Source organism: Streptomyces sp. NPDC090025, assembly GCF_044748125.1.
Classification (GTDB): Bacteria; Actinomycetota; Actinomycetes; order Streptomycetales; family Streptomycetaceae; genus Streptomyces.
Genome location: NZ_JBIVFL010000001.1, coordinates 15,964 through 39,022 on the forward strand (window position 1 = coordinate 15,964; position 23,059 = coordinate 39,022).

Here is a 23,059-nt window from a genome sequence, read left to right on the forward strand (position 1 = left end):
GTATACCCCTCGTGGGTATATGGTACCGAGCCCCGCGAAACGGGGCGGGGGCCCGTGCAGATCACTGTGCCTGATGGGCGACACTGAAGGGACGCCGGTTAGCCGTGGCCGGATGATGCGCCTAGCATCAGCCTGACCGAAACCCAGCACCCCGAGGACCCCACGTGCGATTTCGTCTGACCCCCAGGGAGACGAGCTTCTACGACATGTTCGCCGCGTCCGCGGACAACATCGTCACCGGCTCGAAGCTCCTGATGGAACTGCTCGGAGCGGACGCGTCCGCCCGGGCCGAGATCGCGGAACGGATGCGGGCAGCGGAGCACGCCGGCGACGACGCGACCCACGCCATCTTCCACCAGCTGAACTCCTCCTTCATCACGCCGTTCGACCGCGAGGACATCTACTCCCTCGCGTCCTGCCTCGACGACATCATGGACTTCATGGAGGAGGCCGTCGACCTGGTCGTCCTCTACAACATCGAGGAGCTGCCGAAGGGCGTCGAGCAGCAGATCGAGGTGCTCTCGCGGGCGGCCGAGCTGACCGCGGAGGCGATGCCGAACCTGCGGACCATGGCGAACCTCACGGAGTACTGGATCGAGGTCAACCGGCTGGAGAACCAGGCCGACCAGATCCACCGCAAGCTGCTCGCCCACCTCTTCAACGGCAAGTACGACGCCATCGAGGTGCTGAAGCTCAAGCAGGTCGTGGATGTCCTCGAAGAGGCGGCGGACGCGTTCGAGCACGTGGCGAACACGGTGGAGACCATCGCCGTCAAGGAGTCCTGAGGCTTCGTGGACACCTTCGCCCTGATCGTGACCATCGGCGTCGCGCTCGGCTTCACCTATACGAACGGCTTCCACGACTCCGCCAACGCCATCGCCACCTCGGTGTCGACCCGGGCGCTGACCCCGCGGGCGGCGCTGGCCATGGCCGCGGTGATGAACCTGGCCGGTGCGTTCCTCGGCAGCGGCGTCGCCAAGACCGTCAGCGAGGGCCTGATCGAGACCCCGCACGGCGACAAGGGGATGGGCATCCTCTTCGCCGCGCTGGTCGGCGCGATCATCTGGAACCTGGTCACCTGGTACTTCGGACTGCCGTCCTCCTCCTCGCACGCCCTGTTCGGCGGCATGGTGGGCGCGGCGCTCGCGGGCGGCACGGAGGTCATCTGGTCGGGCGTGCTCGACAAGGTCGTCATCCCGATGTTCGTCTCGCCGGTGGTCGGTCTGATCGCCGGTTACCTGGTCATGTGCGCGATCCTGTGGATGTTCCGCAAGGCCAACCCGCACAAGGCGAAGCGCGGTTTCCGGATCGCGCAGACCGTCTCGGCGGCGGGCATGGCGCTCGGCCACGGTCTGCAGGACGCCCAGAAGACGATGGGCATCGTGGTGATGGCCCTGGTCATCGCCGATGTGCAGCAGGCGGGCGACGAGATCCCGGTCTGGGTGAAGATCGCGTGCGCCGTGATGCTGTCGCTCGGCACCTACGCGGGTGGCTGGCGGATCATGCGGACCCTCGGCCGCAAGATCATCGAGCTGGACCCGCCGCAGGGGTTCGCCGCGGAGACCACCGGTGCGTCGATCATGTTCGGCTCGGCGTTCCTCTTCCACGCGCCGATCTCGACGACCCACGTGATCACCTCCGCCATCATGGGCGTCGGTGCGACCAAGCGGGTCAACGCGGTCCGCTGGGGCGTGGCCAAGAACATCATCCTCGGCTGGTTCATCACGATGCCGGCCGCAGCTCTTGTCGCCGCGCTGAGCTACTACGTCGTCGCGCTCTTCTTCGGCTGAGGCCGGGCGGCAGCCCCGTACGGTACGGACAAACGAACAGCGGCACATGGTTGGGCCCGGCTCCCCTGAGGGGAGCCGGGCCCGGTTCGTCGTACGGCGGCACCGCCATGCAGCGCCGTACAACGTGTTTATCCGAAGCGGCCGGAGATGTAGTCCTCGGTCGCCTGGACGCTCGGGTTGGAGAAGATGCGCTCGGTGTCGTCGAGCTCGATCAGCTTGCCGGGCTGGCCGACCGCCGCCAGGTTGAAGAAGGCGGTGCGGTCGGAGACGCGGGCGGCCTGCTGCATGTTGTGCGTCACGATGACGATCGTGAAGCGCTCCTTGAGCTCGCCGATCAGGTCCTCGATCGCCAGCGTCGAGATCGGGTCGAGGGCCGAGCAGGGCTCGTCCATCAGCAGGACGTCGGGCTCGACCGCGATGGCGCGGGCGATGCACAGACGCTGCTGCTGACCGCCGGAGAGGCCGGAGCCCGGCTTGTTCAGGCGGTCCTTGACCTCGTTCCAGAGGTTCGCGCCCTTGAGGGAGCGCTCGACGATGTCGTTCAGCTCGGACTTCTTGTACGAGCCGTTGAGGCGCAGGCCCGCCGCCACGTTGTCGAAGATCGACATGGTGGGGAACGGGTTGGGGCGCTGGAACACCATGCCCACGGTGCGGCGCACCGAGACCGGGTCGACCCCGGCGCCGTACAGGTTCTCGTCGTCCAGCAGCACCTTGCCCTCGACGCGGCCACCGGGGGTGACCTCGTGCATCCGGTTCAGGGTGCGCAGGAAGGTGGACTTGCCGCAGCCGGACGGGCCGATGAAGGCAGTCACGGAGCGGGGCTCGACGGTCATCGAGATGTCGTCGATCGCCTTGTGGGCGCCGTAGTACGCGGAGAGGCCGCTGACGTCGATTCGCTTGGCCATCTGAATCACTTCCAGTTCGCCGCGGTCAGCGGCCGGTCTTGGGGGCCTTCCAGCGGGCGATGCCGCGGGCCACCATGTTGAGGATCATGACGAAGGCGATCAGGACGAGCGCTGCGGCCCAGGCACGGGCCACGGCTGCGTCGGTGCCGACCGAGTACTGCTCGTACACGTAGAGCGGCAGGGAGGACTGGGCGCCTTCGAAGGGGTTCGGGTTGATGAGCTTCGTACCGAACACGAGGAGGAGTACGGGGGCCGTCTCGCCGGTGATGCGGGCGACCGCGAGCATGACGCCCGTGGTGATGCCGCCGATCGCGGTGGGCAGGACCACCTTCAGGATCGTGCGCCACTTCGGGATGCCGAGGGCGAGGGAAGCCTCGCGGAGCTCGTTCGGGACGAGCTTCAGCATCTCCTCGGTGGAGCGGACGACGACCGGCATCATCAGGATCGCGAGGGCCATCGAACCGGCGAACCCGGAAGGACCGAAGTCCAGCATCAGGGTCCACGTGGTGAGGACGAAGAGACCCGCGACGATCGACGGGATGCCCGTCATGACGTCGACGAAGAAGGTGACCGCCTTGGCGAGCCGCCCCTTGCCGTACTCGACCAGGTAGACCGCGGTGAGCAGACCGATCGGCGCGGCGATCAGGGTGGCGATGCCGACCTGCTCGATGGTGCCGAGCAGCGCGTGGTAGATGCCGCCGCCGGCCTCGGCGTCGAGGACGCCGTTCATCGAGTGGGTCAGGAAGTAGGGGTCGAGCGCCTCGACGCCCTTGCTGATCGTCACCCAGGCGAGGGAGACCAGCGGGACGACGGCGAGGACGAAGCAGACCCAGACGAGGCTGGTCGCGACGCGGTCCTTGGCCTGGCGGGCGCCTTCCACCTTGGTGGTGATGGCGAACGTGCCGATGACGAAGAACAGGGCGGCGATCATGCCCCACTGGACCTTGCTGGTCCAGCCGGCCGCGAGGCTGAGGCCGATCGCGGCGGCGATGGAGCCTATGGCGATGGCGATCGGGGTCCAGCGCGGGAGCTGGGCCTGCGCGAGCGGGCGGCGGGCGGCCACGGAGACCGGACGATCCTGTATGGCGTGGCTCATGCGTTCGCCCCCGAGTACTCCTTGCGGCGCGCGATGATCATGCGCGCGGCGCCGTTGACCAGCAGCGTGATGACGAAGAGGACGAGACCGGAGGCGATCAGGGCGTCGCGGCCGTACTCGTTGGCCTCGTTGAACTTCGCGGCGATGTTCTGGGCGAAGGTGCCGCCGCCCGGGTCGAGCAGGTGGCCCGAGAGCACGAAGCTGGGGGAGAGGACGACGGCGACGGCCATCGTCTCGCCGAGGGCGCGGCCGAGGCCCAGCATGGAGGCGGAGATGATGCCGGAGCGGCCGAAGGGCAGCACCGACATGCGGATGACCTCCCAGCGCGTGGCGCCGAGGGCGAGCGCGGCTTCCTCGTGCATCTTCGGGACCTGGAGGAAGACCTCGCGGGACACGTTGGTGATGATCGGGAGGATCATGATCGCCAGCAGGATGCCGACGGTGAACATGTTGCGGGCGACGCCGTCGCTGGCCTTGTCGAAGATGTAGGTCCAGCCGAAGTACGTGTCGAGCCACTTGTTCAGGCCGCCGAGGTAGGGCACGAGGAAGATCGCGCCCCAGAGGCCGTAGATGATGCTGGGCACGGCGGCGAGCAGGTCGACCACGTACGCGAGCGGCTTGGCCAGCTTGCGCGGGGCGTAGTGCGAGATGAACAGCGCGATGCCGATGGCGACCGGCACGGCGATGGCCATGGCGATGATCGACGAGACGATCGTGCCGAAGGCGAGCACGGCGATGCCGAAGACCGGCGGGGTGCCCGCGGGGTTCCACTCGAAGGTGGTGAAGAAGTTGGCACTGTCCTTGGAGATGGCCAGTGCGGAGCGCCAGGTGAGGAAGCCCGCGATGGAGGCCATGATCACGAGGAGCGCGATGCCGGAGCCCTTGGAGAGGCCGCTGAAGACGCGGTCACCGGGGCGGGTCGCGCTCTTGGCGCGCCGGCTCCTTTGTATGTCGGGTGTGTCGGGTGTGGTCGTAGCCATCTGAGTTCTCCGGTCTACGGGGCCGGTACGGATGACGTACGGCCCCTGGCGGCGGTGCACCGGATGCCGGGAACGGCCCCCCTACGGGAGGAGGAGGGCCGTCCCCGGTCGGGGGTCAGGACAGGGTGGGGACGATCGTGCGGACCTTGGCGGCGATCTCCGCGGGGAGCGGGGCGTAGCCGGCGTCGGTGAGGACCTTCTGGCCCTCCTCGCTGACGGTGTAGTTGAGGAACGCCTTCAGGGTCGGCAGGGTCTCCGCCTTGTTGCCCTTGTCGCAGGCGATCTCGTACGTCACCAGGGTCAGCGGGTAGGCACCCTCGGCCTTGGTGGTGTAGTCGAGGGACAGCGCCAGGTCGCTGCCGGTGCCCTTGACCTTGGCCGCGGCGATCGCCTTGGAGGCGTTCTCGGCGGTGGCGGCGACGGGGGCGGCGGCACCGGTGTTCAGGCTGACCGTGCTGATCTTGTTGGCGGTCGCGTAGGAGAGCTCGAAGTAGCCGATGGAGCCCTCGGCGTCCTTGACCGCGGTGGCGACACCGGAGGAGCCGCTGGCGGCCTGGCCGTCCTTGGCGGGCCACGACTTGCTCTTCGGGTCGTACTTCCAGTCGGCCGGGGCCGCGGCGGAGAGGTACTTGCCCAGGTTCTGGGTGGTGCCGGACTCGTCCGAGCGGTGGAACGCCTGGATGGTGGAGTCGGGCAGCTTCGCGCCGGAGTTCAGCTTGGCGATCGCCGGGTCGTTCCACTTGGTGATCTTGTTGTCGAAGATCTTCGCCAGGGTGGGGGCGTCCAGGACCAGGTTGTCCACGCCGTCCAGCTTGTAACCGATGGCGATGGGGCCACCGACCATCGGCAGGTTGACGCCCTTGCCGCCGGTGCAGATCTTCTGCGAGGCCGCGACCTCTTCGTCCTTCAGGGCGGAGTCGGAACCCGCGAAGGTGACCTGGCCCTGGTTGAACTTGGTGATACCGCCACCGGAACCGATGGGCTGGTAGTTGATCTCGACGCCGGAGCAGGCGGCCTGGAAGTTCTTGACCCACAGGTCCATCGCGTTCTTCTGCGCGCTGGAGCCGGCGGCAAGCAGCTGGCCCTTGGCGCCGTCGCACTTGATGTTCGACGCGGCGGCGGAGGTCTTGTCGCCACCCTTGGTGGGCTCGCTGTTGTTGTCCGAACCACACGCCGAGAGCATGAGCGCGCCGGAAACGACGAGGGCACCGATCGCGGAGGCGCGAAGCCCGTTCTTACGCGAAAGCTTCACTTTCGGCTGTTCCTTCCAGAATTCGCCTGCCGTGGACCTTTGCTGTCCAGAACGTTGTACGGCGGCGTGTGTCGGGGTGATCGGTGCACCACTGAGGCGTGCACCGTGTACAGCCGAAATTAGGCAGATCAGGTGAAGCGGTCGACGGGGGAGAGTGAACGGAAGGTGAACCGTGCCGTAAGTGCGGGTGCGTCATCCTCGGACGCCAGCAGAACCCGCCTCGGGGGTGGTCGGGGACCCCGATTCCGTGATCGTCCCGTTACCGAACGGTAGCGGCGAGCAGCGCGTCGAGCAGTTCCCGGTCCCGCGGCTGCGTCAGCCGCTCCCTGGCCTCGGCGGGCGGCAGCCAGCACACCGCGTCGACCTCGTCCGAGGGCGTGAACGCGCCGCCGAGCGCGCGGGCGGCCCAGTAGTGGACCTCCTTCGGGCGGCCGTGCGCCAGATAGGAGACGGAAGGCAACCGCGCGCCCAATTCGCAGAACTGGCCGGTCTCCTCCTTGACCTCACGCAGCGCGCACGCCGCGAGGGTCTCCCCGCGCTTCAGCTTTCCCTTGGGATGCGACCAGTCGCCGTACTTGGGGCGGTGCACGAGGGCGACCTCGATGCCCGGGCCGGCCGCGCGGGAGGCGGCCGGGGCCGGCCCGGGTGAGGCGCCGGGTGTGACACCGGGCGCGGTGCCGGGCGCGGTGCCGGGTGTGGCGCGCATGGCCGGAACCGGGCGCCACAGCACACAGCCCGCCGCCAGGATCACGACACCGCCGGCGCCGCCGTGCGCGACCACGCGCGCTGGAAGGCGAACCGGGCCGCCTCCACCTCGTGCCGCTGGTCCGCGTGCAGCACGCCCAGCGCGTACGCCGTCGCCGGGGCGATCCGAGGGGTACGGGCCGCCGCCGCCGCGGCGCCCGCCGCCTCGGCGGCGTCCCGGTGCTGGTCGAGCGCCCGCCCGGCCTCCCGGAGCACCGGATCCTGCTCGGCCGTGCCGTGCACCACCTCACCCGCGTACCGGTGGAGCCGCAGCAGGCTGCGGGTCTGGTGCCAGGGCGCGTCCTGCGCCTCGCCCGCCGCGAGCGCCAGCGCCTCCGCGTTGTACGGGTGGGCGGCGCGGCTCAGCGGCAGCACCCCCACCTGGTCGAGCAGCCGGTGCTCGACCACCGTCGCGGGCGCCCGCAGCACCTCGGTCGCCCGGGCCGCGCCCGCCGGGCCGAGCGGCACCTCGGACGCGAGCAGCGCCACCGCGTCGGCCACCGCGTGGAACCGGGACGAGCCCAGGGCCTGGAGCGCGGCGGAGTGCGCGCGGGTCCTGGCGAGCGTCAGCTGGCGTTCGAGCAGCGCGCCCGCCCGGGCGGCGCCGACGGTCAGGCCGCGGGCGCCGTCGCCGGCGCGGGCCGCGGGCACCCCGCCGGGACCCGCGTGCCCGGTGCCGTCACCGGCGAGCCGGGACAGCGCGTCGAGCAGCCGGACCAGCCGTGAGGTGCAGGCGTGTTCGAGGGCCAGGGTGCCGGACAGCCACGCCAGTTCGGTGCGCAGCTGGTCGGCCCAGGCGGCGTCGAGCAGCGGCCGGAAGGTGTGCAGGGTGCCGCTGATCCGGCGGGCGGCGGCCCGCAGCGTACGGGCGGCCTCCTCGGCGCCCGCCGTGTCGGCGCCGCTCTCGGTGTGCAGCCGCAGCCCGCGCAGGAAGTCCGCGGCCCGCGCGTGCAGATAGGGGGCGAGCACCTCGCCCGCCGAGAGCTCGGGCGAGAACTCCGCCACGAGCCCGGACGAGAGCCCGGGGGCGAGCCCGGGGGCGTGCTCCGGCGTGTGCTCGGGCGGGGCCGCGAGACCGGCGGCGCCCTTGCCGCCCGCCGCCCGCCGCCCGGCCCGGGCCGGTGCGGGGGAGGTGAGGACGGCGGGGGCGGCGGGGACGGCGGGGAAGCCGGACGAGGCCGTGCCGGACGTCATGGTCGAGACCGCGGGCGTACCGTCCGGGGCGAGGCCCGGCGGGGTGTCCGAGGTGATGTCAGGGTTGTGCACGCCGGCGCCTCCGCGCGTCGATGAGCATCTCCTGGACGTGCCGGAGCGGCTGGCCCTCGGGGTCGGTCGCGTGCCGCGTCCAGTTCCCGTCCGGGCCGAGGTGCCAGGAGGAGGTGGTGTCGGACATCCCGGTCTCCAGGAGCCGGGTCAGGGCTGCCCGGTGGGCGGGGTCGGAGACCCGGACCAGGGCTTCGATGCGCCGGTCCAGGTTGCGGTGCATCATGTCGGCGCTGCCGAGCCACACCTCCGGTTCGCCGCCGTTGCCGAAGGCGAAGATCCGGGAGTGCTCCAGGAAGCGGCCGAGCACCGAGCGGACCCGGATGTTCTCGGACAGGCCCTCGACGCCCGGCCGTACCGCGCAGATGCCGCGGACCCAGATGTCCACCGGCACCCCCGCCTGGGAGGCGCGGTAGCAGGCGTCGATGATGGCCTCGTCGACCATCGAGTTGACCTTGATCTTCACGTACGCCGGGCGGCCCGCGCGGTGGTGCGCGACCTCCTTGTTGATCCGCGAGACCAGGCCGTCGCGGAGCGACTTGGGCGCCACGAGCAGGCGCCGGTAGGTCTCCCGGCGGGAGTAGCCGGAGAGCCGGTTGAACAGGTCGGACAGGTCCGCGCCGACCTGCGGGTCCGCCGTGAGCAGCCCCAGGTCCTCGTACAGCCGGGCCGTCTTCGGGTGGTAGTTGCCGGTGCCGACGTGGCTGTAGCGGCGCAGCACGTCACCCTCCTGGCGGACCACCAGGGACAGCTTGCAGTGCGTCTTCAGGCCGACCAGGCCGTACACGACGTGACAGCCCGCCTCCTCCAGCTTGCGGGCCCACTTGATGTTGGCCTGCTCGTCGAAGCGCGCCTTGATCTCGACCAGGACGAGGACCTGCTTGCCGGACTCGGCCGCGTCGATCAGGGCGTCGACTATCGGGGAGTCGCCGGAGGTGCGGTACAGGGTCTGCTTGATCGCCAGGACGTCCGGGTCGGCCGCCGCCTGCTCCAGGAACGCCTGCACGGAGGTGGAGAAGGAGTCGTACGGGTGGTGCAGGAGCACGTCGCGCTCGCGCACCGCCGCGAAGATGTCCGGCGCCGACGCCGACTCCACCTCCGCCAGGTCCCGGTGGGTGCCCGCGACGAACTTGGGGAACTTCAGCTCCGGCCGGTCGAGCGACGCGATCCCGAACAGGCCCGTCAGATCGAGCGGCCCGGGCAGCGGATACACCTCGGCGTCCGAGATCTTCAGCTCGCGCACCAGCAGGTCGAGCACGTACGGGTCGATCGACTCCTCGACCTCCAGGCGCACCGGCGGACCGAAGCGGCGCCGCATGAGCTCCTTCTCCAGGGCCTGGAGCAGGTTCTCCGCATCGTCCTCCTCGACCTCCAGGTCCTCGTTCCTGGTCACCCGGAACATGTGGTGCGCCAGCACCTCCATGCCGGGGAACAGCTCCTCCAGGTGCGCCGCGATGACGTCCTCCAGCGGGACGTAGCGCTCCGGGGACGCCTCCAGGAACCGGGAGAGCAGCGGCGGGACCTTCACCCGGGCGAAGTGGCGGTGGCCGCTGACCGGGTTGCGGACCACGACCGCGAGGTTCAGGGACAGGCCCGAGATGTACGGGAAGGGGTGCGCCGGGTCCACGGCCAGCGGCGTGAGCACCGGGAAGATCTGCTGCCGGAACAGGGTGAAGAGGCGCGCCTGCTCCTTCTCGGTCAGTTCCGGCCAGCGGATGAGGTGGATGCCCTCGTCCGCGAGCGCCGGGGCGACGTCCTGCTGGAAGCAGGCGGCGTGCCGGGCCATGAGCTCGCGCGAGCGGGTCCAGATCAGCTCCAGGACCTCGCGCGGCTGGAGGCCGGAGGCCGAGCGGGTGGCGACGCCGGTCGCGATGCGGCGCTTCAGACCGGCGACCCGGACCATGAAGAACTCGTCGAGGTTCGAGGCGAAGATCGCCAGGAAGTTCGCGCGCTCCAGGAGCGGCGTGGTCGGGTCCTCGGCCAGCTCCAGGACCCGCTCGTTGAAGGCGAGCCAGCTGCGCTCGCGGTCGAGGAAGCGGCCGTGCGGCAGCTCGCCCGCGGCGAGGTCCTCCTCGTACGCGTCGAGGTCGGCGTCCAGATCGGGGTCCAGGTCGCCGCCGGTGGCCGTGCCGCCGTTGACGGCGTGCGGGCGGTGGGCGGCTATCGCGCCGAGGGCCGGGTCGGCGGCGGAGCGCGGGGCCGTCGCCTTGGTGCCCTTCGCGTTCTTGTCGCTCTTGTCGCTCTTCTTGCCGGACGTGGCGGAAGCGGGGGTGGACGGCTGGACCGGGACCTCGGCGGGCTGCTGGTTCATGGCCCCATTCTTCCGCGCGAAGGGCTGGTCGGGCGCGTCGGAGCGGGCCGCGGTGGAGGGGAGCCTCCCCTTGGGAAGTCTTCCCTTCAGGGGGGCGGGCACGGAGCGCTTCATTGCGTGAGCGTCGCAAGCGCGTCTGAATGATGGGTAACGAGGACATGTCCTCCGGGAATATGGGGCTGATCGAGGGTGGGGCGTTTTCCGGCCCTCTGGAGGCCCGTGCGCGGGGGTGCGCCGGGGGTGCGCGGTGGGTGCGCGGGGGCCGGGCCGGGGGTGGGTCCGGGACTGCATGATTGACGGCGCGGGGCGCGGCCACAAGAGACCTGGACGCCCTGTTTTCCCCGCCCCGCACATCACGCTCCACGTCCCGGACCCACCCCCCGGCCCGCCCCCCGCTTCTCGCCGTTCTCGGGTTACGGCAGTCGGGACCGCAGGACCCGGAAGGCCGCGTAGAGGGTGAGCGCGGCGATCGTCAGGACGATGCCGGTCTCGATCAGCTGGGTCGGCCAGAAGTGCGACACCGGGTGGTAGTCGGTGTAGCGGGTGGTCACCTGGTGGTCGGCGAGGCAGCTGTCGTACGCCGTGTTCCATGCTCCGTCGGACCAGGTGCCGCCGGATTCCGCGGCCCGTTGTGCCGGTGACCAGCAGGCCGACCCGTCGAAGCGGGCACCGGAGGCCGTGAGCAGGCCGGAGTCGACGGTGAGGGCGTCGTGGGGCAGTTCGGGATAGCTGCCGATGGGGGAGGCCGGGCCGGTCGCCCGGGTGGTCGGCAGGAAGGACCAGCGCAGCGCGCCGAGCGTGAGCAGGATCAGGCCGGTGATCGTGCCGGTCGCCGCCATCGCGAGCAGCGTGCGCCGGATCAGCTGGCCGACGAGCGCGCCGACGGCGACCGCCGCCAGGTCGTACGCGATCAGGACGATGCCGCTCGCCTCGTACGGGCCGCGCTCGCCCCACTGGCCGAGGGCGGTGCCGTGGATCCGGGTCCAGCCGAGGTGCCAGACCGCGAGGAGGGGAAGGGTGCCCGCGAGCAGGGCGGCGGTGACGGTGAGGAGTTTGGCGCGCAGCCAGGCCGCCGGGGTCACCGACTGGGTGAGCGCGAGCCGGTGGGTGCCGGTCTCGAACTCGCGGGCGATCAGCGGGCCCGCGACGAACGCGCCCGCGAGGAGGGGGAGCAGCAGGAGTGCCGGACCGGCGTTCTCCATGGCCCAGGTGAGGGTCTGGTACGCGGTGTTGTCGTCGCTGGTGGCCGGGTGACGGGCGTCCCAGATGCGGAGGGCGGTCATCGCGGCGGCCGCGAGGAGGACGGCGGTGAGGGCCGCCCAGAGGACGCGGCGGTGCTGGCGGGCCGTCAGCCAGGCGGTGCCGTGGAGTCCGTGGAGTCCGTTGGGGCTGGTCATGCCGCTGCTCCTTCCGTGCCGTGGGGCGTGCGGAGGTGGGCCAGGAGGAGGTCCTCCAGGGTGGGGTCGGTGATCTGCCAGGTGTCCGCGGCCGGTGCCGGGGCCTGGCGGCGGACCAGGGCGGTGAGCTGACGGCCCGTCGTGCGGGACTCGATCACCGAGCCGGGGGCGAGCCGGTCGGCCGCCGCGGCCGGGCCGGTGAGCAGGGCGTGTCCGGCGAGCAGGTCGTCGACGGCGCCGTCGAGGCGGATCCGGCCGTCCTGGAGCAGGAGGAGGTGGTCGCAGGCGCCTTCGAGCTCGGTGAGGATGTGCGAGGACATCACGACCGTGGTGCCGTGTTCGGCGGCCTCGGCCATCAGATGGCCCATCAGCTGGTGCCGGGCGAGCGGGTCGAGGTCGCTCATCGGCTCGTCCAGGAGCAGCAGTGCTGGCCGTTTGCCGAGGGCGAGCGCGAGGGCCAGGCGGGTGCGGTGGCCGCCGGAGAGGTCCCGTACCAGGGTGTCGGGGCGGGCCGCGTCGGCGAGGATCCGGGCGGCGACGGCCGGGTCCCAGCGGCCGGGGTTGAGTTCCCGGCCGAGGCGGAGGGTGTCGGCGACGGTGAGCCGGGGGTAGAGCGGCTTGTCCTGGGCGACGTAGGCGAGTTCCTCGCGGGGCGGGGCGGTGACGGTGCCCTCGGTGGGGCGCAGCAGGCCCGCCGCGAGGGCGAGCAGGGTGGACTTGCCCGCGCCGTTGGGTCCGACGAGGGCGCAGATCCGGCCGGCGGGCAGGGTGAAGGCGCAGTCGCGCAGCGCCCAGGGCCGCTGCCGGGAGCGGGGTCCTCGGCCGTAGCGCAGGCCGAGACCGGTCGTGGCCAGGGATATGTCGTGGGTCATGCGAGGGCCCCCTCGTTCGGGTCGGCCGGATGGGTGGCGTCGGGCGGCTGCTGGGCGGGCGCGGGCTCGTCGGGGAAGTGCTGGTCCAGTACGGCGGTGAAGAGCGCGGCCACGTCGTCGCGGTCGAGTCCTTCGGTACGGGCCCGCCGGGCCCAGTCGGCGAGTTCGCCGCGCAGCGGCGAGTCGGCGGGGCCGGTGCCGAGGGTGGCGCGGACGAAGGTGCCGAGGCCGCGGCGGCCCTCGACGAGTCCTTCGCGCTCCAGTTCGCGGTAGGCCTTGAGGACGGTGTTGGGGTTGATCGCGGTGGCTTCGACCACCTCGCGGGCGGTCGGCAGCCGGTCGCCCGGCTCCAGCAGGCCCATCCGGAGGGCCTGTTTGGTCTGCTGGACGATCTGGAGGTAGGTGGCGACCCCGCTGCGCCGGTCGATGCGGTAGGCGAGCACCTGAACGTCCACCACCCTTTCACTAAGGAAGTAGTGAAAGGGTGGTGGAAAGGAGGGGCGGTGTCAACCGTCTCCTGGCGAGAGACAGTGCCGACCGCCCCCGGTCGACCCCTTGATGAGGAAGGGTCAGGACTCCGTGCGGTACATGAGGTCGACCTCGTGGGTCCGGAAGCCCAGGCCCTCGTACACCCGCACCGCCGCCGTGTTGTCCGCGTCGACGTACAGCATCGCCGTCGGCAGCGTCTGCGCCGCCAGGTGCCGCAGGCCGGTCGCCGTCAGCGCCTTGCCGAGGCCGCCGCCCTGCGCGTCCGGCGAGACCCCCACCACGTACACCTCGCCGAGCTGCTCCGCCGCGTGCGTCTTGGTCCAGTGGAAGCCGATCAGCTTCCCGTCCCGCTCGGCGAGGAAGAAGCCCTTCGGGTCGAACCACGGCTCCGCCATCCGGTCGTCCAGGTCCCGCTGGGTCAGCGAGCCCTGCTCCGGGTGGTGCGCGAACGCCGCCGCGTTCACCGCGAGCCAGGCCGTGTCGTCCTGGCCCGGTACGAAGGTGCGCACGGTGACGCCCTCGGGCCACACCGGCTCCGGGATGTCGAGCGGCACCAACGGGCGGCGCAGCTGGCGCAGTTCGCGGAACAGGGTCAGGCCGAGCACCTGCGCCAGGTGCCGGGCCGCCGACTTCCCGCCGTGCGCCCAGACCCGCAGCCGCTTGCCGGACGCGTCGAGCAGCGCGGTGCCGAGCGCCCGGCCGTGGCCGCGGCCGCGCTGCGCCGGGTGCACCACCAGCTCGGCCGCCGGGGCCTCGACCGGGTCGGTCTCCTCCAGCTGGGCGTAGCCGTACAGCCGGGGTCCGACCGTGAGCAGCAGGTGCCGGACGCCCGCGCGGCTGCCGTGCCGCAGGTACAGCCGGCCCTGCTCGGAGACCGCGTGCACGCCGTCGGCCTCGTCGGCGGCCGCCAGGAGGTCGAGGACGTCCGCCACCTGCTCGGGGCTCAGCGCGTCGTGAGTGGTGATCTGCCGGCCGGGCTCGAGGGCCGGCGCCACGTCGTCGGAAGTCATGCCCAAGAGCCTACGGCGGTGCCGGGAGGTGCTGTGGGAGATCGTCAGGACACTGTCAGGTGGGCGGGCGGCGGCCTCGCGGGCGGGCAACGGCAACCAGCTCGTAACCCGTGACCCCCTGTTGCGCTACGCGCGTTGACCATAGGCTGCGCGGGCAGGACCGGAGTCGTAGGAACTGGGGAGACATGGCAGCGACACGGAAGAAGAACACGGCGGTGCGGCGGATTCTCGTCGCGGGGGCGGGGCTGGCCACCGTGGGCGCGCTGGTCGCCGCGATGCCGGCCGGTGCCGCGCAGGACCGCGCCGACTCGGCCTCGTACGGCCACGGCCACGGCAAGGGGCACGGCAAGGACTGGGGGCGGATGGTCGACGTCCAGCTCCTGTCCTTCAACGACCTGCACGGCAACCTGGAGCCGCCGGCCGGTTCCTCCGGCCAGGTCGTGCGGAACAAGGCCGACGGCACCACCGAGAAGATCGACGCGGGTGGTGTCGAGTACCTGGCCACCCATCTGCGCGACGCGCGCAAGGGGAATCGTTACTCCATCACGGCCGGTGCCGGTGACCTGATCGGTGCCTCGCCGCTGCTGTCCGGTCTGTTCCACGACGAGCCGACCATCGGCGCGCTGAACAAGCTGGGCCTCGACGTCACCTCGGTGGGCAACCACGAGTTCGACGAGGGCGCCAAGGAGCTGGCCCGGATGCAGAACGGCGGCTGTCACCCGACGGCCGGCTGTTTCGTGCCCGGCAAGAAGTTCAAGGGCGCCGACTTCCCGTACCTCGCGGCCAACGTGACGAACGAGAAGACCGGCAAGCCGATGCTCGACCCGTACTTCATCTGGGAGAAGAACGGCGTCCGGATCGGCTTCATCGGCGTGACCCTGGAGGGCACCCCGAACATCGTCACCGCCGAGGGCGTCAAGGGCCTGAAGTTCGGCGACGAGGTCGAGACGATCAACAAGTACGCCAAGGTCCTGGAGCGCAAGGGCGTCAAGTCCATCGTCGCCCTGGTGCACGAGGGCGGCATGCCCGCCTCGGCCTCGGTCAACTACGACTGCGACAGCCCCGGCGCGGGCGACGGCATCTCGGGCCCGATCACCGAGATCGCCAAGAACGTCACCCCGCAGGTCGACGCCCTGGTCACCGGTCACACCCACCAGGCGTACGTGTGCAACATCCCCGACCCGTCGGGCAAGCCGCGCCTCGTCACCTCCGCCTCCTCGTACGGCAAGGTGTTCACCGACACCACGCTGACCTACGACCGCCGCACCAAGGACATCGTCCGCACCGCGGTGGCCTCGGCGAACAAGGTCGTCACCCGTGACGTGCCGAAGGCGCCGGACCTCACCAAGCTGATCGACGACTGGAAGGCGCTCGCCGCCCCGGTCGCCAACCGCCCGCAGGGCTACATCGCCGCCGACATCAACGGCCGCGGCTCCTCGGCGTACGAGAAGCCGCTCGGCGACGTCATCGCCGACGCCCAGCTGGAGGGTCTCGCCCCGGCCGACAAGGGCGGCGCCCAGCTGGCCCTGATGAACCCGGGCGGCATCCGCGCCGACCTGGTCCACAAGGCGTCCGGCGCCGAGGGCGACGGCGTGGTGACCTATGGCGAGGCGTTCACCGTCCAGCCGTTCACCAACATGATGAACGTGGTCGACCTCTCCGGCGCGAACGTGATCGCCGCGCTGAAGCAGCAGGTCAGCGGCGCCAACCTGAACTCGATCAAGATCCTCCAGGTCTCCAAGGGCCTCACCTACAAGCTCGACATGACGAAGACGGGCGCGGACCGCGTCGTCGACGGCACCATCAAGCTGAACGGCGAGGCGATCGACCCGGGCAAGACCTACCGGGTCGCGATGAACGAGTTCCTGGCGGGCGGCGGCGACGGCTTCCCGGCCCTGGCCACCGGCACCAACAAGCTCGTCGGCGCCTCCGACCTGGACCTGTTCAACGCCTACCTGGCGGCCCACTCCTCGGCGACGGCCCCGCTGGCGGTGCCGGCGGCGGACCGGATCACGGTCGTGCAGTGACCCTGGTGCCGTAAGGGCTGACGTCTGAAGGAGGAGGCGGGGCCGCCGAGCCGGCGGCCCCGCCTCCTCCTTTTTTGAGTTTGTACGGAATTCAAGTTTTGGTAACCTCGGCCGACTTTGACACCTCTGGGGAGGGGACGCACAGCGTGCGAGGACTGGGTACGGGGGGCGGGCGCCTGCGCCGGCCGAAGGCCCTGGCGGCGATCGCCTTGGCGACGGCGCTGCTTTCGGTGGCACCGGTGGCTCAGGGAGGAGCGGCGGGACCGTTCGGTCCGGGCGCGGCCTGGGCGGCGGAGGGGCCGGCCGAGACGGTGTTCCCGGCGGAGTTCAGCGCGGATCCCTCTGCGGGTGTGATTCCGGCGGCCGGGCTGACGGGCTTCGTGCAGGGCAGGGACAGGCCGCAGTGGGTGTCGTTCGCCGACGGCTCGCGCAAGGAGCTCCCGTGGTGGGCATGGCAGGGCAAGCCCACCGGCAGCGATGCCGTGATCCGGGTCGAGGGACTGAGCGGGAACATCTACGACCCGAAGAGCGGGACCGAGACTTTCCTCCCGATTCCGCAGGACCGGTACCACCTCGGGACGATGGGCCTCGGCGTCGTCACCCGGACGAGGACGGCCCCGCACGACCTCATCCTCCGGTACGCCGTTCAAGGTGTCGTGCGGGACAAGCAGTTGTCCGGGCTGCCCGCGGGAACGTACGTCGGCAGCGTCCACGCGGGGGCGAACGGGCACGGCTTTCTCGCCATCTACGGGTCCCGAGGGGGTGGCGCAGTGGGCTGGGTCGACGACTCCTTCGCCCTGCGCCCCTTGTCGGCGGATCTCACGGGGGACCGCTGGAAGCACTGGTACGACGCGGTGATCGCGGACCGGTTCCTGCTCTATCCGACAGGCGACCGGCTCCAGATCTGGGACGTGACGGGCGACTGGTCCGGACCTGAGGCGACGATGCCGTGGAGCGGCGGCACGCCGGTCGCGTTCCTCGGCGGCCAAGTGCTCGCCCGTGTGCCGGGCGCGAGCCCGGACGCCCCGGCCGTCCTCGTCGCCCGGTCCGTCGCCGACGGCACCGAGCGTCAGGTCCTCGACCAGGTCATCGGGAACACCCAGGTGAGCGCAGACGGCAGCACGGTGGTGGCGGCCCGCCAGGGTGCGGGGACCGAGCGCACGCTGCATCTGGTGCGTGTGCCGGAGGGCGGCGGCGTGCCGGTCGCGACGCGGCTCGGGGACGTTCCGCCGGTGCGGACCGACATTCAGAGCATCTCGCTGGGGCAGGGCGTCCTGCGCTCCACCGACGTGGTGGCGGGCAACGGCACCAGGATCCGGTCGGCGGAGCTTCCGGTCGACGGCGGGCCCGCCGCCACGGCCCGTGCGGACCTCGGTGTCGACCCCCACGTGGCCGGCAACTGCGGGTACAGCGCGAACTGTCAGGCCGGGGTACCGACCGGTGACGGCCGGGTGGTGCACCAGGACGAGGGCGATGGCGACGGGCTCGTCGTGCTCGGCGCGGACAACAAGCTTCCGGCGCAGCCGCTGCCTGGCGTCGACAAGGCGTGGCCGCCGGCGGCCTCGGGCCGTTTCGTGGCCTACCGCACCTGGGATCCGAAGGACACCGGTGTGGTCTACGACCTCGACACGCGACGGATCGTGCTGCGTCGGCCGGACACCGGCCCCGTCGCCCTCGACGGCGGCACGCTGTGGGCGGCGTCCGCCAAGCCTGACGCGCGGGTGACCGCCGTGGACGTACGCACGGGTGCCGTCCTGCGGAGCCTGCGACTCACCACCGCCTCCTGTTACCTCTCCACCCTCCAGGTGCGGGGCAGCTACCTGTACGGGACCTGCGGTGACGGCAGCGCCCACCTGCGGGATCTGCGGACCGGCCAGGACGTCCAGCTGCCCAAGCACCAGCTCGCCTGGCTCGGCGACGGCTACCTGGCCTACGCGCAGGACCGCGTGGTCTCGGCCCTCGCCCTCGACGGCACCGGCCGCACCCGGGTGCTCGGCACCACGAGCAAGACGGGCACGGTGGCCGTCGACCGCTTCGGCGGTCATGTCGCCTTCGCGGACGACGAGGACCGTATCCACGTCGTCCCCACCGGCTTCCCCGCCACCGCGCTCGCCGCGCTCGACGCCGAGACGCCCGAGGTGCTCGACCGCGCTTCGGCCGGTGCGTCCTGGGCCGCGAGCTGGTGGCTGAGCAAGCCCGCCGCCTCGTGGACGCTGACCGTGAAGGACCGCGATGGGGCCGTGGTCAGCGCCACGAGCGGTGGTGCGGTGCGCGGCCGGGTGGACGCGGGCTGGAACGGCCGTACGGCCGACGGTGGCGACGCGGCCGACGGCCGCTACACCTGGGAGCTCAGCGCCGTCCCCGCCGACGGGGCCGGTCCCGAACTGCGCACCAGCGGCGAGGTGTTCGTGACCCGCGCCGGGCGTGGCACCTACCGGCCGGTCGCACCCGCTCGGCTGCTCGACACCCGGGCCGGGCTCGGTGCCGCCAAGGCGAAGGTCGGCCCGGGGCAGTCGGTGACGCTCCAGGTCGCCGGGCGCGGCGGGGTCGCCGCCACCGGGGTGTCGGCGGTGGTTCTGAACGTGACCGCGACGGCCCCGACGGCGTCTACGTTCGTGTCGGTCCACCCGTACGGCACGCCCCGGTCCAGTGCCTCGAACCTCAACGTGGCTGCCGGGCGCACGGTGTCGAACCTGGTGACCGTTCCGGTCAGGGACGGCAAGGTGACGCTGTACAACCGTGCGGGCAGCGTCGACCTGATCGCCGATGTCTCCGGTCACTACACGCTGAGCGGTGAGGGCGACCGGTTCCTGCCGGTGGAGCCCGCGCGGGTGCTCGACACCCGGGCCGGGCTCGGTGCCGCCAAGGCGAAGGCGGGTGCGGGCCGTACGGTCTCCGTCCAGGTCGCCGGGCGGGGCGGGGTGCCCGCGACGGGCGTGTCGGCGGTGGTCCTGAACGTGACCGCGACGGCCCCGACGGCGTCGACGTTCGTGTCGGTGTACCCGTACGGCACGGCCCGGTCCAGTGCCTCCAGCCTCAACCCGCCCGCGGGCGGGACGGTGGCGAACTCGGTGATCGTGCCGGTCAGGGACGGCAAGGTGACGCTGTACAACCACGCGGGCAGCGTCGACCTGATCGCCGACGTCTCCGGCTACTTCACGGCCGGGAACACCGGCCGCGGGTCCGCGTTCACGCCGCTGGCCCCGGCTCGGGTGATGGACACCCGGCAGGGTCTCGGCGGCCGCACGCTCGGTCCGGCGCGGAGCGTCGCGCTGCCGGTGGCGGGGCTCGGCGGGGTGCCGAAGCAGGGTGCGTCGGCCGTGGTCCTGAACGTGACCGCGACCGACGCGACCGCCACGACCTATCTGGCGGCCACCACCCGCCCCGGGACCCCGAAGGTCTCGAACATCAACCTGCCGAAGGGCGGGACGGTGCCGAACCTGGTGGTGGTGCCGGTGGTTGACGGGAAGCTGTACCTGTACAACCACGCGGGCTCGACCGATGTGATCGTGGACGTGTTCGGCTACTACGGCGGCTGACTCACGCAGACCTGAACCGTGTACGGGCCCGGCTTTCGCCGGGCCCGTACCGGCATCGGCCGCACGGCCCGGTCCGTACACGGTTCACCAAGGCGTCCCCCACCTAGGTCTGGCAGGGGCACGTCAATGACTGCGATAGTGCGGGCATGGACCGACGACGCTTTCTCGCGGGTACCGCCGCCACAGCCGGTGCCGCGCTCCTCGTAGGGGCCGGTGCCGGCTCCGCCCGGGCGGCCACCGTCCTCGGGACGCAGGACTGGATGGCCGCCCACGGCGACTCCACCCCGCTCCAGAGGCTCACGATCCCCGGCACCCACGACACCGGCGCCCGCTACGGCGGGCCCTGGACCGAATGCCAGAACACCACCGTCGCCCAGCAGCTCGACAGCGGCATCCGCTTCCTCGACGTGCGCTGCCGGGTCACCGGCGGGTCCTTCGCGATCCACCACGGGGCCGCCTACCAGAACCTGATGTTCGGCGACGTCCTCGGCGCCTGCTGGGACTTCCTCGCCGCGCACCCCACCGAGACCCTGCTCATGCGGGTCAAGCAGGAGTACTCGACCGACTCCGACGCCACCTTCCGCGCGATCTTCGACGACTACCTGGACAACCGCGGCTGGCGCCCGCTGTTCCGGATCGCCGACGGCGTGCCCACCCTCGGGCAGGCCCGCGGCAAGGTCGTGCTGCTCGCCGACAACGCCGGACTGCCCGGCCTGCGCTGGGCCGACAGCGCCTACTTCGACGTCCAGGACGACTACCAGGCCGAGCCCTTCGCCAAGTGGCCCAAGATCCGCGACCAGTTCCGCAAGGCCGCGGGCCGGACCGGCCCCTTCCACGTCAACTTCGTCTCCACCGCCGCGGGGCTCCCGCCGCGCTGGAACGCCGACCGGCTCAACCCGCAGGTGCACGCCCTGCTCGACGGCGAGGGCGCCGCCTGGAAGGGCCTCGGCATCGTCCCGATCGACTTCCCCAACACCCGCTCAGGACTGGTCGAATCCCTCATCCGGCACAACTGACCCACCCGCCGGCGCGGCGGGCTCGGGCGGCGGGGTCGGTGCCCCCGGCAGCCGTACCGTCGCCACCGTCCCGCCGCCGTCGGCCGCCGCCAGCGCCACCGAACCGCCCGCCCGGCCCACCGTCCGCGCCACGATCGACAGACCGAGCCCGGACCCGGGCAGACTGCGCGCCGACGGCGAACGCCAGAACCGGTCGAAGACGTGCGGCAGCTCCTCCGGCGCGATCCCGGGCCCGTGATCCCGTACGGTCAGCTCACCGCGCATCAGCCGCACCTCGACCGTCCCGCGCGGCGGCGAGAACTTCACCGCGTTGTCCAGGACGTTGACCAGCGCCCGTTCGAGCGCCGCCGGTTCCGCCCGGACGTACCAGGGCGCCAGATCCGTCTCGAAGACCAGCTCGGGACCGCGCAGCCGCGCCCGGTCGAGCGCCGACCGCAGAATGGTGTGCAGCGGTACGACCTCCAGCGGGCCCGGCGCCGCCGCCTCAGGCCGGGACAGCTCCTGGAGATCGCCGATCAGCGCCGCCAGCTCCGTCATCTGCGCCTTCACCGACGCCATCAGCGCCCGCCGGTCCTCCGGCGGCAGCGCCCGCCCGGTCTGCTCGCTGCGCGCGAGCAGCTCCACATTGGTCCGCAGCGAGGTCAGCGGCGTCCGCAGCTCGTGCCCCGCGTCCGCGATCAGCTGCGCCTGCCGGTCCCGCGAGGTCGCGAGCGCCGCCGTCATCGCGTTGAACGAGCGCGACAGCCGGGCGATCTCGTCCTCGCCCTCCACCGGGATCCGCACCGTCAGATCCTCGGTCGCCGCCACGTGCTCGACCGCCCCGGTCAGCCGGTCCACCGGGGCAAGACCGGTCCGCGCCACCCACAGACCGGCCGCGCCCGCGCCGACCACCCCGATCCCCGACACCAGGAGCAGCACCCAGCCCAGCGTCGACATCGAGTTGTCGATCTCCGACAGCGGCCGGGCCAGCGAGACCGCCTGCCCCGGCCTGCTCGGGTCGTCGTAGGTGTAGACGCGCATCTCGCGCCCGTCCTCGTCCTTCGTGGTGTGCAGCGTCTCGGCGAGCAGCCCGCGCGCCACCTCCACGTCCGCGGTCTGCGCCGGGATCGGCGCCTTCCCCGAGGTGCACACGCCGCCGCCGGCCAGCACGATCTGCACCGTGTACGGGGGCAGCGGCGGCACCTGGGTGCCCTGCCGGCAGCCGGTCAGGACCAGGTTCAGATAGGAGTTGTCGACCTTGCTGCCGCGCAGCGAGGAGTCCAGCTCGTGCTCCAGCTGCGCCCGGGTCACGAACCAGCACGCGAGGGACACGGCGGCCACCGCCACCGCCACGGCGAGCGCCGTGAGCAGCGCGAGCCGGGAGCGCAGCGGCCGGGTCCTGAACCAGGCGGCGGCCCGTACGGCCGGATTCGTCACTCCGGACCTCCGGTGACCGGGCCCGTGGTGGCCGGGCCCCCGGTGACCGGGCCCGTGGTGGCCGGACCGGTGCCGCCGCCGACACCGGAGGAGCCCGTGCCCGCGCCGCGCAGCACATAGCCGACCCCGCGCACCGTGTGCACCAGGCGCGGCTCGCCGCCCGCCTCGGTCTTGCGGCGCAGGTACATCACGTACACGTCCAGCGAGTTCGAGCTCGGCTCGAAGTCGAAGCCCCACACCGCCTTCAGGATCTGCTCCCGGGTCAGCACCTGCCGGGGGTGCGCCAGGAACATCTCCAGGAGGGTGAACTCGGTGCGGGTCAGCTCCACCGGCCGCCCGCTCCTGGTCACCTCGCGGGTCGCCAGGTCCATCCGCAGGTCGTCGAACGACAGCACGTCGCCGCCCGGGCCGTCCGCCGACGGCCCGCCCGCCGCCGCGGCCGCGTACGAGCTGCGCCGCAGCAGCGCCCGGATCCGCGCGAACAGCTCGTCCAGCTCGAACGGCTTCACCAGATAGTCGTCGGCGCCCGCGTCGAGCCCGGTGACCCGGTCGCCGACGGTGTCGCGGGCGGTCAGCATCAGGATCGGCACGGTCGAACCGCCCGCCCTGATCCGCCGGGCCGCCGTCAGCCCGTCCATCCGGGGCATCTGCACGTCGAGGACGACGAGATCGGGGCCGTACGACTCCATCGCGGCGAGCGCGTCGAGCCCGTCGACGGCGTCCCGCGTGTCGTACCCCTCGAAGGCGAGGCTGCGCCGCAGCGCCTCGCGCACCGCGGGCTCGTCGTCGACGATGAGAATGCGCTCGGCGCCGTTCGTGTGCTCGTCGGCCCCGCCGGGCCCAGCGCTCCCACCGTGCCCGCTCCCGCCACCGTGCCCGCCGCCCGCGGTGCTCTCGTGGTGTCCCGTGTGTCCCGTCGTCATGGGATCAGCGTCGCATGCGTCCCGTCGCC

The 23,059-nt window shown here is 71.7% G+C and carries 17 protein-coding genes and 1 pseudogene; 5 read left to right on the forward strand and 13 right to left on the reverse strand.

Translation table 11 applies throughout. From position 1 onward, the window contains the following. Nucleotides 1-164 precede the first annotated feature (164 nt). Both ACIPXM_RS00100 and ACIPXM_RS00105 read left to right on the forward strand, forming a co-directional pair. Nucleotides 165-785: a DUF47 domain-containing protein gene (locus ACIPXM_RS00100; RefSeq protein WP_401649851.1), complete on the forward strand. Its 621-nt coding sequence runs from the start codon at nucleotides 165-167 to the stop codon at nucleotides 783-785. 6 nt (nucleotides 786-791) lie between these two features. Continuing rightward, a complete protein-coding gene (locus ACIPXM_RS00105) occupies nucleotides 792-1,790 on the forward strand; it encodes an anion permease (protein WP_401649854.1) in 999 nt (332 codons plus the stop codon). Nucleotides 1,791-1,918: 128 nt separating this feature from the next. Here ACIPXM_RS00105 and pstB read toward each other — a convergent pair whose 3' ends face one another. The 11 genes from pstB to mshD form a co-directional block, all read right to left on the reverse strand. After that, on the reverse strand, nucleotides 1,919-2,695 hold the full coding sequence (pstB, locus tag ACIPXM_RS00110) for a phosphate ABC transporter ATP-binding protein PstB (RefSeq protein ID WP_401649858.1): 777 nt from the start codon (nucleotides 2,693-2,695) through the stop codon (nucleotides 1,919-1,921). A gap of 25 nt (nucleotides 2,696-2,720) precedes the next feature. Next, the gene (pstA, locus tag ACIPXM_RS00115; protein ID WP_401649861.1) at nucleotides 2,721-3,791 is read right to left on the reverse strand and encodes a phosphate ABC transporter permease PstA; all 1,071 of its coding nucleotides are present in this window, start codon (nucleotides 3,789-3,791) and stop codon (nucleotides 2,721-2,723) included. Further along, nucleotides 3,788-4,771: a phosphate ABC transporter permease subunit PstC gene (gene pstC, locus ACIPXM_RS00120; protein ID WP_401649863.1), complete on the reverse strand. Its 984-nt coding sequence runs from the start codon at nucleotides 4,769-4,771 to the stop codon at nucleotides 3,788-3,790. Before pstC ends, pstA begins: the two co-directional genes overlap by 4 nt. 115 nt (nucleotides 4,772-4,886) lie before the next feature. Beyond that, nucleotides 4,887-6,023: a phosphate ABC transporter substrate-binding protein PstS gene (gene pstS, locus ACIPXM_RS00125; RefSeq protein WP_401649866.1), complete on the reverse strand. Its 1,137-nt coding sequence runs from the start codon at nucleotides 6,021-6,023 to the stop codon at nucleotides 4,887-4,889. A gap of 259 nt (nucleotides 6,024-6,282) precedes the next feature. Continuing rightward, nucleotides 6,283-6,729, reverse strand: coding sequence for an NUDIX hydrolase (locus ACIPXM_RS00130; RefSeq protein WP_401649869.1), 447 nt, complete (start codon nucleotides 6,727-6,729; stop codon nucleotides 6,283-6,285). A 41-nt stretch (nucleotides 6,730-6,770) separates the two neighbouring features. Then, a complete protein-coding gene (locus tag ACIPXM_RS00135; protein ID WP_401649872.1) occupies nucleotides 6,771-8,033 on the reverse strand; it encodes a CHAD domain-containing protein in 1,263 nt (420 codons plus the stop codon). Then, on the reverse strand, nucleotides 8,020-10,341 hold the full coding sequence (locus tag ACIPXM_RS00140) for an RNA degradosome polyphosphate kinase (RefSeq protein ID WP_401649873.1): 2,322 nt from the start codon (nucleotides 10,339-10,341) through the stop codon (nucleotides 8,020-8,022). The genes ACIPXM_RS00135 and ACIPXM_RS00140 overlap by 14 nt, the downstream gene beginning before the upstream one ends. Nucleotides 10,342-10,754: 413 nt before the next feature. Continuing rightward, a complete protein-coding gene (locus ACIPXM_RS00145; protein WP_401649876.1) occupies nucleotides 10,755-11,738 on the reverse strand; it encodes an ABC transporter permease in 984 nt (327 codons plus the stop codon). Next, complete coding sequence (locus tag ACIPXM_RS00150) at nucleotides 11,735-12,610, reverse strand: ABC transporter ATP-binding protein (RefSeq protein ID WP_401649879.1); 876 nt, start codon at nucleotides 12,608-12,610, stop codon at nucleotides 11,735-11,737. Before ACIPXM_RS00150 ends, ACIPXM_RS00145 begins: the two co-directional genes overlap by 4 nt. Next, nucleotides 12,607-13,053, reverse strand: a complete 447-nt coding sequence (locus ACIPXM_RS00155; protein ID WP_401652403.1) for a GntR family transcriptional regulator — start codon at nucleotides 13,051-13,053, stop codon at nucleotides 12,607-12,609. Before ACIPXM_RS00155 ends, ACIPXM_RS00150 begins: the two co-directional genes overlap by 4 nt. Nucleotides 13,054-13,179: 126 nt before the next feature. Then, on the reverse strand, nucleotides 13,180-14,109 hold the full coding sequence (mshD, locus tag ACIPXM_RS00160; protein ID WP_401649882.1) for a mycothiol synthase: 930 nt from the start codon (nucleotides 14,107-14,109) through the stop codon (nucleotides 13,180-13,182). A 185-nt stretch (nucleotides 14,110-14,294) separates the two neighbouring features. Here mshD and ACIPXM_RS00165 point away from each other — a divergent pair, with 185 nt between their 5' ends. From ACIPXM_RS00165 to ACIPXM_RS00175, 3 genes are all read left to right on the forward strand, one after another. Beyond that, nucleotides 14,295-16,136, forward strand: a complete 1,842-nt coding sequence (locus tag ACIPXM_RS00165) for a bifunctional metallophosphatase/5'-nucleotidase (RefSeq protein WP_401649885.1) — start codon at nucleotides 14,295-14,297, stop codon at nucleotides 16,134-16,136. Nucleotides 16,137-16,375: 239 nt separating this feature from the next. Then, nucleotides 16,376-19,675 carry a FlgD immunoglobulin-like domain containing protein gene (locus ACIPXM_RS00170; protein ID WP_401649888.1) on the forward strand — a complete coding sequence of 1,100 codons (3,300 nt, stop codon included), beginning with the start codon at nucleotides 16,376-16,378 and terminating at the stop codon, nucleotides 19,673-19,675. A gap of 146 nt (nucleotides 19,676-19,821) precedes the next feature. Continuing rightward, the gene (locus ACIPXM_RS00175; RefSeq protein WP_401649891.1) at nucleotides 19,822-20,691 is read left to right on the forward strand and encodes a phosphatidylinositol-specific phospholipase C; all 870 of its coding nucleotides are present in this window, start codon (nucleotides 19,822-19,824) and stop codon (nucleotides 20,689-20,691) included. Here ACIPXM_RS00175 and ACIPXM_RS00180 read toward each other — a convergent pair. Both ACIPXM_RS00180 and ACIPXM_RS00185 read right to left on the reverse strand, forming a co-directional pair. Beyond that, a complete protein-coding gene (locus ACIPXM_RS00180; protein ID WP_401649894.1) occupies nucleotides 20,656-22,107 on the reverse strand; it encodes a sensor histidine kinase in 1,452 nt (483 codons plus the stop codon). The two genes, ACIPXM_RS00175 and ACIPXM_RS00180, sit on opposite strands and share 36 nt — an antisense overlap. Before the next feature lie 98 nt (nucleotides 22,108-22,205). Further along, nucleotides 22,206-23,030: pseudogene (locus ACIPXM_RS00185) on the reverse strand (response regulator transcription factor); the annotation flags it as partial. Nucleotides 23,031-23,059: the final 29 nt, after the last annotated feature.